The organism is Methanobacterium alcaliphilum, assembly GCF_023227715.1.
Classification (GTDB): domain Archaea; phylum Methanobacteriota; class Methanobacteria; order Methanobacteriales; family Methanobacteriaceae; genus Methanobacterium_E; species Methanobacterium_E alcaliphilum.
In genome coordinates, this window is record NZ_JALKIF010000003.1 from 131,100 (window position 1) to 146,122 (window position 15,023).

General features: G+C 32.5%; 15 protein-coding genes. 8 read left to right on the plus strand and 7 right to left on the minus strand.

Translation table 11 applies throughout. The features are described 5' to 3' along the window. Positions 1-228: 228 nt before the first annotated feature. From MXE27_RS03050 to MXE27_RS03065, 4 genes are all read left to right on the plus strand, one after another. The gene (locus MXE27_RS03050) at positions 229-1,602 is read left to right on the plus strand and encodes a TldD/PmbA family protein (RefSeq protein WP_248610931.1); all 1,374 of its coding nucleotides are present in this window, start codon (positions 229-231) and stop codon (positions 1,600-1,602) included. Beyond that, complete coding sequence (locus MXE27_RS03055; RefSeq protein WP_248610932.1) at positions 1,602-2,165, plus strand: TIGR00296 family protein; 564 nt, start codon at positions 1,602-1,604, stop codon at positions 2,163-2,165. The genes MXE27_RS03050 and MXE27_RS03055 overlap by 1 nt, the downstream gene beginning before the upstream one ends. Before the next feature lie 190 nt (positions 2,166-2,355). Beyond that, on the plus strand, positions 2,356-3,354 hold the full coding sequence (locus MXE27_RS03060; protein ID WP_248610933.1) for an NOG1 family protein: 999 nt from the start codon (positions 2,356-2,358) through the stop codon (positions 3,352-3,354). Further along, positions 3,329-3,814 (plus strand): Hsp20/alpha crystallin family protein, encoded by a 486-nt coding sequence (locus tag MXE27_RS03065; RefSeq protein ID WP_248610934.1) that lies wholly within the window; start codon positions 3,329-3,331, stop codon positions 3,812-3,814. The genes MXE27_RS03060 and MXE27_RS03065 overlap by 26 nt, the downstream gene beginning before the upstream one ends. A 165-nt stretch (positions 3,815-3,979) precedes the next feature. Here MXE27_RS03065 and MXE27_RS03070 read toward each other — a convergent pair whose 3' ends face one another. Both MXE27_RS03070 and MXE27_RS03075 read right to left on the minus strand, forming a co-directional pair. Beyond that, a complete protein-coding gene (locus tag MXE27_RS03070; protein WP_248610935.1) occupies positions 3,980-4,984 on the minus strand; it encodes an SIS domain-containing protein in 1,005 nt (334 codons plus the stop codon). 176 nt (positions 4,985-5,160) lie between these two features. Next, positions 5,161-5,727 (minus strand): thiamine-phosphate synthase family protein, encoded by a 567-nt coding sequence (locus MXE27_RS03075; protein ID WP_248610936.1) that lies wholly within the window; start codon positions 5,725-5,727, stop codon positions 5,161-5,163. Between the two features lie 179 nt (positions 5,728-5,906). Between MXE27_RS03075 and MXE27_RS03080 the strand changes: the two genes are divergently transcribed. Further along, positions 5,907-6,581, plus strand: a complete 675-nt coding sequence (locus MXE27_RS03080) for a DUF447 domain-containing protein (protein ID WP_248610937.1) — start codon at positions 5,907-5,909, stop codon at positions 6,579-6,581. Positions 6,582-6,594: 13 nt separating this feature from the next. Here the strand turns inward: MXE27_RS03080 and ade are convergent, their stop codons facing one another. The 5 genes from ade to eif5A form a co-directional block, all read right to left on the minus strand. Next, complete coding sequence (ade, locus tag MXE27_RS03085; protein WP_425438259.1) at positions 6,595-8,217, minus strand: adenine deaminase; 1,623 nt, start codon at positions 8,215-8,217, stop codon at positions 6,595-6,597. Positions 8,218-8,303: 86 nt separating this feature from the next. Next, the gene (locus tag MXE27_RS03090; protein WP_248610939.1) at positions 8,304-8,498 is read right to left on the minus strand and encodes a YwbE family protein; all 195 of its coding nucleotides are present in this window, start codon (positions 8,496-8,498) and stop codon (positions 8,304-8,306) included. A 573-nt stretch (positions 8,499-9,071) separates the two neighbouring features. Then, the gene (locus MXE27_RS03095; protein WP_248610940.1) at positions 9,072-10,295 is read right to left on the minus strand and encodes an ornithine cyclodeaminase, nickel-pincer nucleotide-dependent; all 1,224 of its coding nucleotides are present in this window, start codon (positions 10,293-10,295) and stop codon (positions 9,072-9,074) included. A 333-nt stretch (positions 10,296-10,628) separates the two neighbouring features. Then, positions 10,629-11,570, minus strand: coding sequence for an agmatinase (speB, locus tag MXE27_RS03100; RefSeq protein ID WP_248610941.1), 942 nt, complete (start codon positions 11,568-11,570; stop codon positions 10,629-10,631). 59 nt (positions 11,571-11,629) lie between these two features. Next, positions 11,630-12,022: a translation initiation factor IF-5A gene (gene eif5A / locus MXE27_RS03105; protein WP_248610942.1), complete on the minus strand. Its 393-nt coding sequence runs from the start codon at positions 12,020-12,022 to the stop codon at positions 11,630-11,632. A gap of 567 nt (positions 12,023-12,589) precedes the next feature. On the opposite strand from eif5A, the gene MXE27_RS03110 reads away from it, so the two are divergent. The 3 genes from MXE27_RS03110 (at position 12,590) to MXE27_RS03120 (ending at position 14,969) form a co-directional block, all read left to right on the plus strand. Continuing rightward, positions 12,590-13,036, plus strand: coding sequence for a pyruvoyl-dependent arginine decarboxylase (locus MXE27_RS03110; RefSeq protein ID WP_248610943.1), 447 nt, complete (start codon positions 12,590-12,592; stop codon positions 13,034-13,036). Positions 13,037-13,230: 194 nt separating this feature from the next. Then, positions 13,231-14,124, plus strand: coding sequence for an inositol monophosphatase family protein (locus tag MXE27_RS03115; protein WP_248610944.1), 894 nt, complete (start codon positions 13,231-13,233; stop codon positions 14,122-14,124). After that, positions 14,124-14,969, plus strand: a complete 846-nt coding sequence (locus MXE27_RS03120) for an NAD(+) kinase (RefSeq protein WP_248610945.1) — start codon at positions 14,124-14,126, stop codon at positions 14,967-14,969. Before MXE27_RS03115 ends, MXE27_RS03120 begins: the two co-directional genes overlap by 1 nt. Positions 14,970-15,023 lie beyond the last annotated feature (54 nt).

Sequence of the window (15,023 nt, forward strand, 5' to 3'; positions counted from 1 at the left end):
AAAGAATGCAATTACTAATTAAATAATTTAATGCAGAAAAAATTATTATTTCATAATAAGCAATTGAAATAAAAAATAAACTATATAATTACCTTAAAAAATAAAGTTAATTAATGATTTTATATTAATTTGAAATTTTCACCATATCTATTCAAGTTATGATAAATCGATTAGCATTATGTAAATTAACTGAAAATAACGGATACATTTAAAAAAAAGGGAGATAAAATGAAAAATCAACTGGATTTGGATTTCTTTAGGAAAATAATTCATTCTTTGGAAAAAGAAGCAGATTACATAGACATAAGGGCAGGAACTGGTAATAATACTTCTATTTTAATGAAAGATGGGAAAATACAGGAAATCAAATCCGGTTTCGACCGGGGAGGTAGGGTAAGAGTTCTTAAAGATGGGGCTTGGGGCTTTGCCTTTACTAATGATTTAAGTAAATTAGATGAAATAGGAAATTATGCACTTAAACTTGCCCAATCATTAAAAAGTGATATAGAATTAGCACCATATGAACCAGTAGTTAGCAATATTAAATCTCCTGCTAAAATACCTCCTTCAGAAGTTTCTACAGAAGAAAAAAAGGACCTGATCAAAGAAGCCAATTATGCAACCAACATAGAAAAAGTAGTGAGTACTACGGTAAACTACGTGGATATGGAAGGCAGCACTATATTTATGAGTTCTGAAGGAGCATCAATACATATGGACGAATCCAGAGTAGGAATGTTTTTAAATGCTGTTGCATCCTCAGGAGAAGTCATACAATTTGGCCATGGCAGTATGGGTGGGGCTCGTGGCTTTGAGGTACTCAAAAATGCAGATATAGAAAAATTTGGAAGAAAAATTGGTGAAAAGGCTGTCCGATTGCTTTCTGCAAGTACGCCACCTTCCGGCAAATTTCCAGTGGTAACTGATTGCGAATTAACTGGAGTTTTTATCCACGAAGCACTGGGCCATGCAGCAGAAGCAGATTTAATTTTACAGAATGATTCAATATTAAAAAATAAAATGGACACACAAATTGGATCTAATCTGGTTACTATTATTGATGATGCTAGTATGGATGCTTTTGGTTATTATGCTTATGACAGCGAAGGTGTGAAAACAAAAGAAAACGTACTTGTCAAAGAAGGCGTTTTAAAATCCCTTTTAAGTTCTCGCGAAACTGCATCAAAACTTAACCTCCAGCCATCAGGTAATGCTCGTTCCATCATCAGTGAGCAACCCATTGTTCGAATGAGTAACACTTATCTTAAACCAGGAGAATTAACATTCAATGAGTTATTAGAAGATATAAAAGATGGAATTTATCTTAAAGGTTCTAGGGGAGGACAGGTCGATACAGGTAAAGGTATATTCCAATTTAATGCTGCTGAGTCATTTAAAATTGAAAATGGTGAAATAAAAGAACCACTTAGAGATGTTTCATTATCTGGTAATATTATGGAGACCTTGAAAAGTGTTGATGGTGTGGGATCAGATTTCAAGATGAGTATTGGTTTTTGTGGTAAATCCGGCCAAACCGCCCCTGTAGGTGATGGAGGCCCTCACGTACGAATACAAGATGCTATGGTGGGAGGTGCCATGTGATGTTATCTGAAGAAGATGGTAAATTTCTCCTAAAGTTAGCTCGAAAAGCAATAGAAACCTATTTGAATGAAGGCAAAATATTGGAAGTTCCTTCTGATACACCTGAAACAGTTAAAAAATTGCAGGGCGCTTTTGTTACTTTAAGTGAACATGGAAACCTTCGAGGGTGTATTGGATACTGTGAACCATTCAAGCCTCTGGTTAATACCATAATTGAAGTGGCAATATCTGCAGCAACCTCTGATCCACGTTTTAATTCTGTGGAAAAATCAGAACTTCCAGACATAGATCTTGAAATAAGCGTTTTAACCAAACCCCAATTAGTTGAAGTTAAAACTTCCTCAGAATATTTAGAAAAAATTGAAGTAGGAAAAGATGGTTTAATAATTGAAAAAGATTTTTATAAAGGTATTTTATTACCCCAAGTGCCAGTGGAATGGAAGTGGAATGCTGAAGAATTTCTTTGCAATACTTGCATTAAAGCAGGACTTGCACCAGATTGCTGGCATGATACAAAAACAAAGATTTTCAGTTTTCAAGCCCAGATATTTTACGAAAAATAACAAATAATATTAATAAGTAACTGAAATAAATAATAAATTAATTTTAAAAATTTTTTATTCAGATAAACTATCTTTAACTTGAATCATTATCTAATTAATTATTATAATTAATTTATACGTCTTTTAAACAGAAATTTAATAAATCTTACTGATAAATCTTTAAAACTTAAAATAATTAAAACGTGATTTCATGATAATACCAACCGTCCCTACCCCTGATGAACTTCTCGATCAAGGATTTAGAAGAGCAAAAAAAGCTGCTGCCTTGGTCAGAACTTCTAAGATACATAGAAATAAAAAATCAAAACGTATTGAAGAAGTGAGAGTGCAAACTGCTTGTGATGTAATTATAGACCGAATAAAAATGATACTGGATAGGGTTCCAGATATTGAATCCTTGCCTGAATTTTATCAAGACTACATCGACGTTGTTGTTGGTGTAGATCAGATGAAACAATCTTTAGGTGGCCTAAACTGGGCAGTAGGCATAATTACACAATTAGAAAAAGATTACACTTCTCGAATAAGGCGTACTAGGCCAGAAAATGCAGCTAACCTCAGAAAACAAGCATTTGGGAGAGTTGCTTCAGTAGTTAACAAAATTGAAAAGGATTTGGACTTTTTAGATTTTGCTAAAGCAAATCTAAGAAATATGCCCACTGTTGATTTTGAAGCCACAACTGTAGTTATTGCTGGTTTTCCTAATGTTGGAAAATCAACTTTACTCCGGCAACTTACCACCGCCGAGCCAAAAGTAGCAGATTATCCATTTACAACTAAAGGGATTCAAATTGGACATATGGAACGTAAATGGAAAAAAATACAGATAATCGATACTCCCGGTCTCCTGGATCGCCCTATCAAAGATATGAATGAAATTGAATTAAATGCCATGGTGGCATTAGAACACTTGGCAGACGTTATATTATTCATCTTTGATGCATCTGAAACTTGTGGATATCCATTAGATAGTCAATTTAGACTTTATGAAGAAGTTAAAAAACTATTTAAAACCCCGGTGATCTCTTTATTTAACAAAATGGACTTATCAGATAACATTAAGTATTTAGAAAAATATATTAATAAGCTAGAACAACCATTGATGGTTTCTGTTTCCCAAGGGATGGGAGTCTCAGAAATAATAAATAGGCTGGAGGAATTTGGTGAGCGAAAAGAAAAAATTAGATAGAAAAATCGAAAAGCACAAAGATATGCTTGAGAAAAGAAAATCTGCAGCTGAAAAAATGATGGACGACATGGTCAAAAGTATTAAAGACATGCAAAATGACCTTGAAAAAAAGATATCAGAGTACACCGAAGCAGTCCCAGAAAAGCCAACCATGGATGTCATTGAAACCGATGAAAAAATTGTGGTGAAAACAGATCTTCCTGGTGTTGATAAAAAAAATATAAACATTGAACTCTCAGAAGAGAAAATCACTGTTACTGCACAATTCGAAGAAGAAGTAGAAGTTGAAGATGCGAATTACTACAAGAAAGAGCGCAAGTACGGGGAAGCAATGAGATCTCAAAGATTGCCCGAAAAAGTCCTAGTTGAAGAAGCTACAGCAAAATTCGAAAATGGTGTTTTGACTGTTGAACTTCCTAAATTAGAAGTTAAAAAGAAATTCAATGTTAAAATAAAATAATCCTTTATTTATTTTATAGGGATTATTTCTTACCCCCTAATTAATTTTTAAAAAAAATAATTATTTTTTCTATAGATCGTTGAAAATATTTTAATTAAATATTCTTTTTAGACAAACATTACTCAATTAAATAAAAAAATGATTGAATAGAATAACAAACCCCGATCAATATCTTACTTTTCCAATATGCCTGGTACTTCCGGGATCTTCATTATTATAATGTGCTAAATAATATATGAACCATTCTAACGGAATAACCAGGGAAAACGGTGCCAATAAATTATTAATGTCCGCATAGTCACTCATTTTGAAAACTATATTTTGAGCACCAATATTTTCACAAAATTCTAATGCTCTCTGGGTCAGTGCATCTCCAGGGTAGCCGGCATCTAAAAATACAACAGGCACATTTTTTTCCACGCGCTCAATTAAACCATGGCGAAATTCGCCAGAATAAAGAGGGCATGCATGTTTTAATGCCCCTTCCATGAACATTGTTAGCGCAAGTTTATAAGCCAGACCATAATTAGGACCGCTCCCCATACAATAAAAGAGTTCTTCATCTTTAAATTTAGAGGCCAGCTCCATATTTTCAACTTCAGTTGATTTAATCTGAGATTCCATGATTCCAGGTAATGTTTTTAATTGTTTGAGAATTTCAGAAGAATCAGGAGTATCATAAGCATTGAATAAAATCTGATATAAACACATTAATTGTGTAACATATGTTTTAGTCCCCAAAATAGCATTTTCTCTACCACATCTAGTTAAAACTGCATGGGCCGATTCTTTCATCATACTACTTTCTTCTTCATTGGTTATGGTGATTGTTTGAAGGCCCAGATCATTAGCTCTCCTGAGTGCTGCCAATGTATCAGCAGTTTCACCTGATTGTGAAGTCAATATGAGTCCTGAATTTTCATTATCGATTTTTTTATGATAATAAAATTCATATCCTGTAAAAACATTTATATTTGCATCATAAACCATTGATAAAGCATCTTTAGCTGAATAACATGTGGATAAAGAGCTACCGCAGCCCACCAAATATAAGTTATCCATATCTTTAACTTTTTCTGAAATTTCTTTCATATGAGATTTTTCTGCTTGAAAAGTATCTTTAAGTGACTTGGGTTGATCCAACATCTCATAGTACATGTCATATTTCATGATATTCCCTCGTAATAGTAATCCTCGAGTAACCCATGGAAAATTATTTAATAATTTCTATTTTTTAAATTAATGTTCGTTGATAATAATTACTTATAAAAAGTTTTTAAAGTTTAGAAAACTATTTTAGTTATTTTTGTAAAAGTTTTTGAAAGTTCTATTGATTATTGACTTTATTAAATAATATCTTTTCTAATTAAATCCATGAAAAGTTTTGCTATGCACACTGATGTGCGAGCTGCTTCGATAGCATCTGGAGCTAATAAACATACTATAGGTTCTTTACCCCAACCACCAGTATGATAAATCACATCGGGAACTTCACCAATCTTTTCAACTGCTGCACTAACACCCCAAGGTATTGTCCCGCCCTCCATATTCTGAACATCCTTTGGTTCTAAATTACGATCATATGAAGAAACCTTAAGGCCTAATTTCTGACAAATCTCAATTATTTTTGGGTGATATTTCAAGTTAATAGCGCTTCTCTTATCTGAATCGTATTTTTGAATATTGATAATCATTCTGGCCATGTGGGATGATGCACCAAACTCCGGTTCCATGCATGCAAAAGCACGTCCGTGTGCAGCGGTTATCCTACCAGGAAAACCCGCAACATCTTTTTCATTCCGAGCATTTTCCTTAGCCATAACCAGATTAGTTCTTACTTCTGGAACCAGAATAGCAAACTCTGACGATGATGTGAGTATTTGAAGTGCTTCTTTCAATTTCTCAATTTCCATAAGTCAAATATTAACTTGATTTAATATAATATTTATTATAAAAATTAATAGTCAAAGACAATATTTCAGGATATAATCAAAAAGAGTTAGCCCACACTAAAAGTCTAAGTTATATAATCAAATTATTGATTTTAACTCCAAAAAATAAATTAAGAACAACATACCACATAAGGGATAATATGAATCACAAGAATATTGTGGAAAGAAGTTTAATTTCAAAGAAAGGGGATTTAAAATATTTAGGTATGAAAAATGGTGAGTTATATGAATGTATAATAACCACTGAAAATCCGGACAAAACATCCAATGCAGCACCAATTGGAGTATTATGCAAAGACCCTGAACATGTGATTTTATATTTATATGATGGAACCCATACTCTGGAAAATATAAAAAGATCTAATTTTTTTGTAGTTAATTTAACAAAAAATTCATTAATATTTACTAAAACTACCCTATCAGATATTTCAGAGGATAATTTCAAATATTATAAAGAGTATCCATATATTGAAGAAGCTGATGCTTTTTTTATGGTAAAAACTGAAAAAATCAAAGATATAACCAAAAATAATAGTTTAGGATCTGCAAATATGTCCATAATAACGGGGAAAGTTAAAAATGTTGTTAAAATAAAGGAGTTCAACCAACCTTTAAATCGAGGGATTTACGCAGTTATAGAATCACTCATCCATTACACCCGTATGAATTTAGCAGATAAAAATACCCAAATTAGTTATTGGGGGCGAATAAAAGAAATGAACCGCGTAGTTCAAAAAGTAGGTAGCAAAGAAGATAAACTATCCATGAAAGAGATTATTACTAAAATAAAAAGTGAATATAATAATTTAGAATAATTTTTATTACGATTCATTCTATTATTTTTTTTATAACCTCAACAAATTCAAATTTTGTTCCATCGAAAAGACCCTTGTCACTTAATTTAAGTTGGGGGATTACTAAAAGCGCTAAAAATGACATGGTCATGAAAGGAGATTCTAATGAACATCCCATTTCTCGGGCAATTTTATGAAGTTCTTTTAACTTTGAAGATACTGTTTCCGCATCGCAGTTGCTCATGAGACCTGCTACAGGTAAATCCAAAAATTTATGAATATCTTTTGAAACCGCAACTAAACCTCCTCGATTTTCTCTTAAAAGATTCACTGCCTTAGCCATGTAATCGTAACTGGTACCTACCACAATGATATTATGAGAATCATGTGCTACACTGGATGCTAATGCTCCTTCTTTAATTTCGAATCCATTTACAAATGCCTTGGACATTCTCCCATGACCATATCTTTCAACAACAGAAATTGGGAGAATATCTTTTTGAATATCTGCAGTTATCTTACCATCAATTATAGGTAATTCTGCTTCCATCTCAGAGGTTACAATTTGCCCCTCTAAAACTTTAATCACTCTAACCAAAGTACTTTTTCCTGAAAGATTAATATTAAAATCTTCAGGGCTCTTTTGTTCTACATGAATACTGCTCTCCCCAGATATAGTGACCGGTTCAAATAATGATTTACCCTCTTCAGCAACCAGTTCACCCCGAATGAAAACTTTTTCCACTTCAAAGTTTTCCAGATTATCCACCAGTACTAAATCTGCCTGATTACCTGGAACTATAGCTCCCATTTTTAAAGAATAATGTTGGGCTGGATTTAGGGTAACCATCCTAATGGCCTGAAGAGGATCCATTCCTAAACTGATTGCTTTTTGAACCAATTTATTTAGATGTCCTTCTAAAAGATCTTCAGGATGTTTATCATCAGAGACTAAAAAATCGCCACCAATCTCAATTAAATCTTCCATGTTTTTAGCCGACGAACCTTCTCGAATCATGATTTTCATACCCAGTTCTTTCTTTTCCAATGCCTCTTCAGCAGAACTACATTCATGGTCAGTGGAAATGCCTGCTGAAATATATTTACATAAATCTTCACCTGACAATAAAGGAGCATGGCCATCTACGGGTTTTCTATTGAACTGAGCACTTTTTATTTTATTTATAACCGAAAAATCTTCATTTATGACTCCTGGAAAATTCATCATTTCGCCTAAAGCCACGATTTGATCTTTCTGCATTAAAAAATCGATTTGATTAGATTCTATTGTAGCCCCTGATGTTTCAAAAGGAGTGGCCGGAACGCAGGAAGGTGCTGTGAAATAAAAAGTTAATGGAACATTTTCAGAGTCTTTAATCATCAAATCTATTCCCTTTGTGCCCATTACATTGGCAATTTCATGAGGATCAGCAACTACTGCTGTTGTGCCATGAGGAACCACAGCATGTGCAAAAAAAGAAGGAGTTAACATGGAACTTTCAATGTGGATATGTGCATCTATTAATCCCGGAACCAATAATCCTTTGAAATTCCCTTTTATTTTCTTTACACATTTTATTATACCCGACTCAATTTCAATCTCAGCAGGATATATTTCACCGGTGAAAACATTTAGAATATTTCCTCTTATCATCATCATCCCTCAATTCAAACCTTCAATAATGTAACTTATAGAAATATCATAGGATATAAATCATTAATTAATGATTCACTGCTCTTTTACTAATTAATAATTTCCTTAACCCTACCTATGCGACCATCTTCAAGTCTAACTTTGATCCCATGAGGATGAAATGGTGAGCCTGTTAATATATTTTTAACTTTACCTTTCGTCAAGTTACCGCTTCTTTGATCTTTTTTAAGTACTATTTTAACTTCGGATCCTATTTTAATATTTTTTCTGGTTTTTCCATCCATTTTCCCCAATCCTTAACTAAAGTATGTAAAAAATTTTATTCGGTAATTAATTTTTATTAGATTTTGGATTAATAATGTCTTTTGGCATATCAATCTGGAAAGAACAATAATCATTAAAATCAAAGATCGTTCAACAATGTGATAAATATTTATGAAAATAAAATATGGTTAATATGAGTGGATTAATGTCCGTTTTAGATAATTATCAACTTAATTGTTTTAATATGTGTTATGTTATGCATTATAGAGGCAATATTAATATTTGTCACCTATAACCCAGAAGAAATGCAAACCAGATTTTTTTTGAAATATAGTCAAATCAGAAAAAGGTTCTGTTTCTTTTAGTTGCAGGGCTTTTCATATCTGTGTACTCCAATAATGAAATTGGGATAATAAAATCAATAGAATGCCTTTTTTGATTTAATTCAGTAATCCTAGCCCTTGTTTTAATCTCATTTTATTACTTTGTGATCACTGTAAGAAATAACTTTAAAATAATAAAATTTTGATCCAATATATCTGATTAAAAGATGTATTAAACCGGAATCTTAAAAAATAGAGTGCCAGTAGAAATTATTCTTCCGACTTTAATTCATCTAATAACATGGGCAAGAACGCTCCCACATCAGTTACAATACTTACTACCTGGGCACTTCCTCTATCTGAAAGCTTAGTTACTGTAGCCGGGTTAATATCCACGCATATGCTTTTAACCTTAGACGGGAGTACATTACCTGTGGCAATAGAATGTAGCATGGTGGCGATCATGATAACCATGTCAACTTGCTGAGCATATTTACGCATTTCATCCTGAGCTTCTATAACATCAGTTATAACATCAGGTAAAGGTCCATCATCCCTTATAGACCCTGCAAGTACAAATGGAACATCATTTTTTATACATTCATACATTATACCTTTTTTTAAGATTCCCTTTTCTACCGCATCCTTAATAGACCCAGCAGTGTTAATTTCATTTATAGCCGAGATGTGGTGGCGGTGACCTCTAGTTACAGCTTCTCCACTTTTAACACAAATACCCAAGGAAGTCCCATACAATGCATTTTCAATATCATGAGTGGCTAGAGCATTTCCACCCAATATAGCATCAATATAACCTTCCCTTATCATTTGAGCTAGGATAGATGCAGATCCCGTGTGAACAATAGCTGGCCCTCCAACTATTGCTATTTTACCATCCCTTTCTTTAATTTCCCTTATTTCATCGGCAATATTTTTAATCAGAGACATGAGTGGTTTTTCAGAGGACACGTCACTGCCCATAAATTCAAAGACTCCTTTTTTACCTCGAGGTCTCTCTGGGGGAGTGACCCTTATTCCTTCTCTTCCCACAACAATCAAATCATCTTTCTCGATGAGCCCTATAGGTTTACAAAAAGCTCTTTTTTGGATAGGATCCAGTACAATCATGCAATCCATTTCAATATCCTCTACCAAAATCCATTCTCCTTGATAAAGAATATGTGTGGTGTGATTAGTAGTAGAATAAAATTCAGAAGGTATAACTCTATCTTTTTCAGATTTTTGTAGCTCAACATCTTTTATTTCAGATATGGATGCTCCAATTTCACTTAATTCATCTAAAATCTCATTCAGATGATCCGGCCTTGGAGAAGAGACAAGAATCTTTGCATGACTTATATCTGTTTTTTTCTTTCCAATTTCAAATTCAATTATTTTAAAGTCTCCCCCCATATCCATTATTATATCAAGAGTCTTAGGAAGTATAAGACTATCAATTATGTGGCCGGAAAGCTCTACCTCTCTTGTATTCATTATTACACCTACAAAATTAATTTTATGATTTATTGCTTTATAAATTCACCATACGCTAATTTAATTCCAATAAACAGTTAATTAATCTAATTAACTTACCAAATGATTTCACTAACAAGCTTAATTCTTATACCACACAATATTTTTTGTGGATAAATCATGGTAATTAAAATTAGAATTATGCTAGGTTAATATGTGATGCTTTTAGTTATATTATAATTTATGGTTAATGACAAATTTAATATTGATTTTAATAATTAAAGCAGATAATAACTAAAAATAAGGTATAGCGTTCCAATGAATTCATTTTAGTTATATGATCCTAAATTGAATCTATTCTTGTAAACACAGGAAATCATAAATTATTTTTGCCCCATTAATCGAAGTCATATCACCAATACTATCAGAAGCGACTTCTACTAAATCCATGCCAATAACATCTTTATTAGCCAATATTTTAATCAAATCTTCCACATGACAGGGACTAATACCACAAGGAGAAGGAGTACCCACACTGGGCGCATAAGAAGGATCAAGAACATCTATATCTACTGTCAAGTATATGGGGCCTTGTAATTTGGATAAAACATTTTTAATTATCCCAATATCCTTGCGAACATCTGATGCCGTATAATATTCTATCTTTTGATCATTTACAAAATCCATTTCTTCTAAAGAAGCAGACCTTACCCCAATTTGAATAATTTTTTTAGGATTTAAATCAAAAATTCGGCGCATGACAGTTGCATGAGAATATTTCTCTTGAATATAAGTATCAATTATATCCATATGGGCATCAAAATGCACCACTGTAACTTCATCCAAATCCGAAAATGTCTTAAACGCTTTTAATACACCATAGCTTATACTATGATCCCCACCAATTACAATTGGAGATATTCTATTTTCTAATAACTCCAAAACAGTTTCCTGCAAGTTAGAACATGTTCTCTTAAAATTTCCAGGGGATACTTCTACATCACCAAAATCAAAAAAAATAGAACTCAAACTACAATTGAAGGACATATTGTAGTTTTCAAAATTATAAGATGCTTCACGTACTGCAGCCGGACCAAAACGTGCCCCAGGCTTGTAAGTAGTGGTGCTATCAAAAGGAACCCCTATTAAACCAAATATTTTATCTGACTTATCTTTTAATGGAATTTTAGAATTAATGAGATTTTGAGGAATATGATCATCAATATGATGAACACCAATATCAGTTTTTTCCCTTGAAAAAGCAAATTTCGAAGGGTTATGAGTATAAAAGAGCATTATATCCTCATATTCCCATGTTTATTATTTATAAATCATTTGCTGATTTTTTAAGAATTTTAACCTTTAGTTCTCATGAGTTTTTTGTTACCCATGGCCAAGATGTATTCTACTTCTACCCCTTCAATTAATTGTTCTCGTAGTTCATCAGGGATAGGAATTTCAAAGGTTTCATAAGTTTCTAAGTCCATTAACTGGACGTCGCTTCCCATAATAGCAAGTACTTGACCGGTTCTTTTATCAATTATTGGTATGTCAATTTTAGTATCTACTGGTTTAACAATGCTTCTTTTTTGTTTATCAAATATACCTAAAGCTTCTACACGAGCTTTTGCAGAACCGTGCTTACCCGGAGATGAAGTCGAGATACTGGTGATTTTTGATGCTTCGCCATCCAATATTACGTATTTACCTACTTTTAAAGTTTTAACTTCTACCACTTTCTTTGACATTATTTTACCTCCAAAATATAGAAATACCTAATATATTCTAAAATCAGGTATGTGAATTATGATTACAGATTAAACAAAATTTATTCATTAATCGTTTGATAAATGCAATATTTAAATACATTATTTAAAATGATCAGTTAGACATCAATGATGCTAATATTTTTAGTAATATGTTAAACTACATATTTATATTGAACATATGATAATTCTAAACAGTCTTTTTCTATTAGCTCAAAGTCTAAGATTAAGCATTTCAAGACATTAATAGCATATTATTTAATCAGTTACTTAATAGTAAATTAAACCAGCATATAAAGTTTAATATTAAACTTGTTTTAACCAAGATCCAATATATTTGATAATGCTTAAATAATAAAAATAATTATTGAGTATTAAACATGTTATAAAGCATTTAAATAAATTAAAAACAGAATAAAGATAATCAATTTAAAATTTAACACCATATACTAAATTATATTAATAAAAATATTGATTAGATGCCTTAAAAACTTAATAACCCTACATAAACCCATTAACTATATATTTTAAAAATAAATTTGTGATAAAATGAAAGTTGCAATAACATCTGGTAAATCAGAAGGACCAAGTAAATTAAATGCATTTGATAACGCTCTTTTAAATGCTGGAATTGGTGATGTGAATTTAATCAAAGTTTCCAGTATTCTTCCCCACAATACTCAAATAGTAGAAGTACCTCAATTAACGCCAGGAGATATGATTAACTGTGTATTATCCCATGTCAGCTCAGATAATGAGGGAGATCTTATTTCTGCAGCTATCGCAGTAGCCACATCTGCAGATTTTGGTTGTGTGGTCGAACATTCAGGAATAAATCAAGAACCCCATAAGATAAGAGAAAAAGCAGTTTCAATGGTCAAATATATGATGAAAGTAAGAAATCTGGAAATAAAGGAACTGGTTGTTGAAGAAATTAATCATAAAGTAGAAAAACAGGGCGCTGCTGTTGCGGCGGTAGTTTATTTAGGTGAATAAATCAGGATTCATATAAAATTAAACTTATTTACAAAATTATTTTTTTTTTACAGAAAATAGAAATATTCCTCCCTTAAAAACCGTTTCTAATTTAGGAATATGGTAAAAAATAAAAACCATGTTAAACTAATAATAATCATAATAATATATATTAATAAAAAAGTTGATTTAATCTTTAAAATGGTGCGGTTTAAATGGAAGAGTCCGAATTACAGCTTTGGAGAAGCATAGGCATTAAAATGGCCGAACAGGTTGGAAAAGCAGTTTCTCCATTGGTTGGTAAAAAAGAAGCCGATGAAAATATAAAAATGGGTGCAGATGGTACCCCATCTAAACTTATTGATATTGTAGCAGAAGATGAAGTGATTGGAGTGCTGGAAAGCACCTCTAGGCCAGTTACACTAATAAGCGAAGAGATTGGAATCCTAAATATAGGACAATCTTCAGATGAAAATTTAAATGAATATGACCTCAATTCCAATTCCAAAAGCGAAAGTTCAGATAAACAAATTATTTTTGTTGTTGATCCTCTCGATGGGACAACTAATGCTGTGAAAAGGATCCCCATATATGGAATTTCAATTGCAATTGCAGAATACATACCAGGGCCGGAAAAACCATCATTAAATGATGTTAAAATGGGTTTTGTGAAAAATTTCGCTACGGGAGAGTTATATGAAGCAATTAAAGGTAGAGGCGCATTTTTAAACGGCGAAAAAGTTTATCCTTCCCTAGAAAATGAGCTAAACCGTTCTTCAATGGGGGCTTTTATCTATGGCACCAAATTCAGTCAGGTGAATAATGTTTGCAAAATGATAAGGCGAATGAGAATACTGGGATCTGTAGCTATAGAATTATCCTATGTATCCAACAGTACATATGATGCATTTATGGATCTGAGAGGAAACTTACGGGTGGTTGATGTTGCTGCTGCAAAACTTATTGTTGAGGAGGCAGGTGGAATCATTACAGATCAGGAGGGTAATGATTTAAATGGTCTTCTAAATGTAAGCGCCAGAACATCCATTATTGCCGCGGGGAATAAAAAACTACATCAACAAATAATGAAAAATATGGAGGTAATTTAATGCATATTGGTCTTGCAGCTAGATTAGATATGCCCAAATCAGTGGAATTTGCCAGAAAAATAATCAAATTCTTACTATCAAAAAATATAGATCTTTCTATAGATTTATCACTTGCCCAGGAGCTTCCTGAATTTGAAAAATATTTCATTGATATGGAAGATATGGATACGGATATGGTTATAGCAATTGGTGGTGATGGCACCATTTTGAGAACTCAAAGTTTTGTTAACCAGAAGGACATACCTATTTTTGGAATAAACCTTGGAACAGTGGGTTTTTTAACTGAAATTGATCCGGAAGACGCTTTTAAAGCTTTAGAAGAAGTCCTTAAAGGCAATTATTTTATTGAACGGAGGACCCAACTAAGGGTGTATCATGAAAGAGAACTCCCCTCGGCCTTGAATGAAGTTGTAATGATGACCCGTAAACCTGCTAAAATGCTCCATATTGAAATATCTGTAGATGATGAAGTTGTTGAAGAATTAAGAGCAGACGGACTTATAATAGCAACCCCTAGCGGATCAACTGCCTACTCAATGTCTGCTGGAGGGCCAATTGTGGATCCGAAAGTAGAAGCCTTCTTAATTGTCCCAATATGTCCATTTAAATTAGGTGCTAGACCTATAGTAGTTTCTAACAAAAGTGAAATAAAAGTTAAATTACTAAGGAAAGGTAAAAAAGCCATAGCTGTTATTGATGGTCAATTTGAAGAAGAAATCAACTTTTTAGAAGAGTTAATTTTTAAAAAATCAGACACCGACGCGTATTTTGTTAGATTAAACAAAGGTTTTTATAAAAAAGTGAGAGAAAAACTCACTGAAGGAGGAATAAGCACACCTAATTAATTCCTCTTAAATTTTAATTTTAATATATACTATCTATTGAATGATCAAATAACA

What these genes read in the sequence shown, in the direction of transcription:
- eif5A (WP_248610942.1), bottom strand. Translation starts at nt 12,022, where the DNA reads ATGTCAAAGAAAGTGGTAGAAGTTAAAACTTTAAAAGTAGGTAAATAC.
- MXE27_RS03115 (WP_248610944.1), top strand. Translation starts at nt 13,231, where the DNA reads ATGGAAGAGTCCGAATTACAGCTTTGGAGAAGCATAGGCATTAAAATG.
- MXE27_RS03090 (WP_248610939.1), bottom strand. Translation starts at nt 8,498, where the DNA reads ATGGATGGAAAAACCAGAAAAAATATTAAAATAGGATCCGAAGTTAAA.
- speB (WP_248610941.1), bottom strand. Translation starts at nt 11,570, where the DNA reads ATGCTCTTTTATACTCATAACCCTTCGAAATTTGCTTTTTCAAGGGAA.
- MXE27_RS03050 (WP_248610931.1), top strand. Translation starts at nt 229, where the DNA reads ATGAAAAATCAACTGGATTTGGATTTCTTTAGGAAAATAATTCATTCT.
- MXE27_RS03110 (WP_248610943.1), top strand. Translation starts at nt 12,590, where the DNA reads ATGAAAGTTGCAATAACATCTGGTAAATCAGAAGGACCAAGTAAATTA.
- MXE27_RS03070 (WP_248610935.1), bottom strand. Translation starts at nt 4,984, where the DNA reads ATGAAATATGACATGTACTATGAGATGTTGGATCAACCCAAGTCACTT.
- MXE27_RS03060 (WP_248610933.1), top strand. Translation starts at nt 2,356, where the DNA reads ATGATAATACCAACCGTCCCTACCCCTGATGAACTTCTCGATCAAGGA.
- MXE27_RS03075 (WP_248610936.1), bottom strand. Translation starts at nt 5,727, where the DNA reads ATGGAAATTGAGAAATTGAAAGAAGCACTTCAAATACTCACATCATCG.
- MXE27_RS03120 (WP_248610945.1), top strand. Translation starts at nt 14,124, where the DNA reads ATGCATATTGGTCTTGCAGCTAGATTAGATATGCCCAAATCAGTGGAA.
- MXE27_RS03055 (WP_248610932.1), top strand. Translation starts at nt 1,602, where the DNA reads ATGTTATCTGAAGAAGATGGTAAATTTCTCCTAAAGTTAGCTCGAAAA.
- MXE27_RS03080 (WP_248610937.1), top strand. Translation starts at nt 5,907, where the DNA reads ATGAATCACAAGAATATTGTGGAAAGAAGTTTAATTTCAAAGAAAGGG.
- MXE27_RS03095 (WP_248610940.1), bottom strand. Translation starts at nt 10,295, where the DNA reads ATGAATACAAGAGAGGTAGAGCTTTCCGGCCACATAATTGATAGTCTT.
- ade (WP_425438259.1), bottom strand. Translation starts at nt 8,217, where the DNA reads ATGATGATAAGAGGAAATATTCTAAATGTTTTCACCGGTGAAATATAT.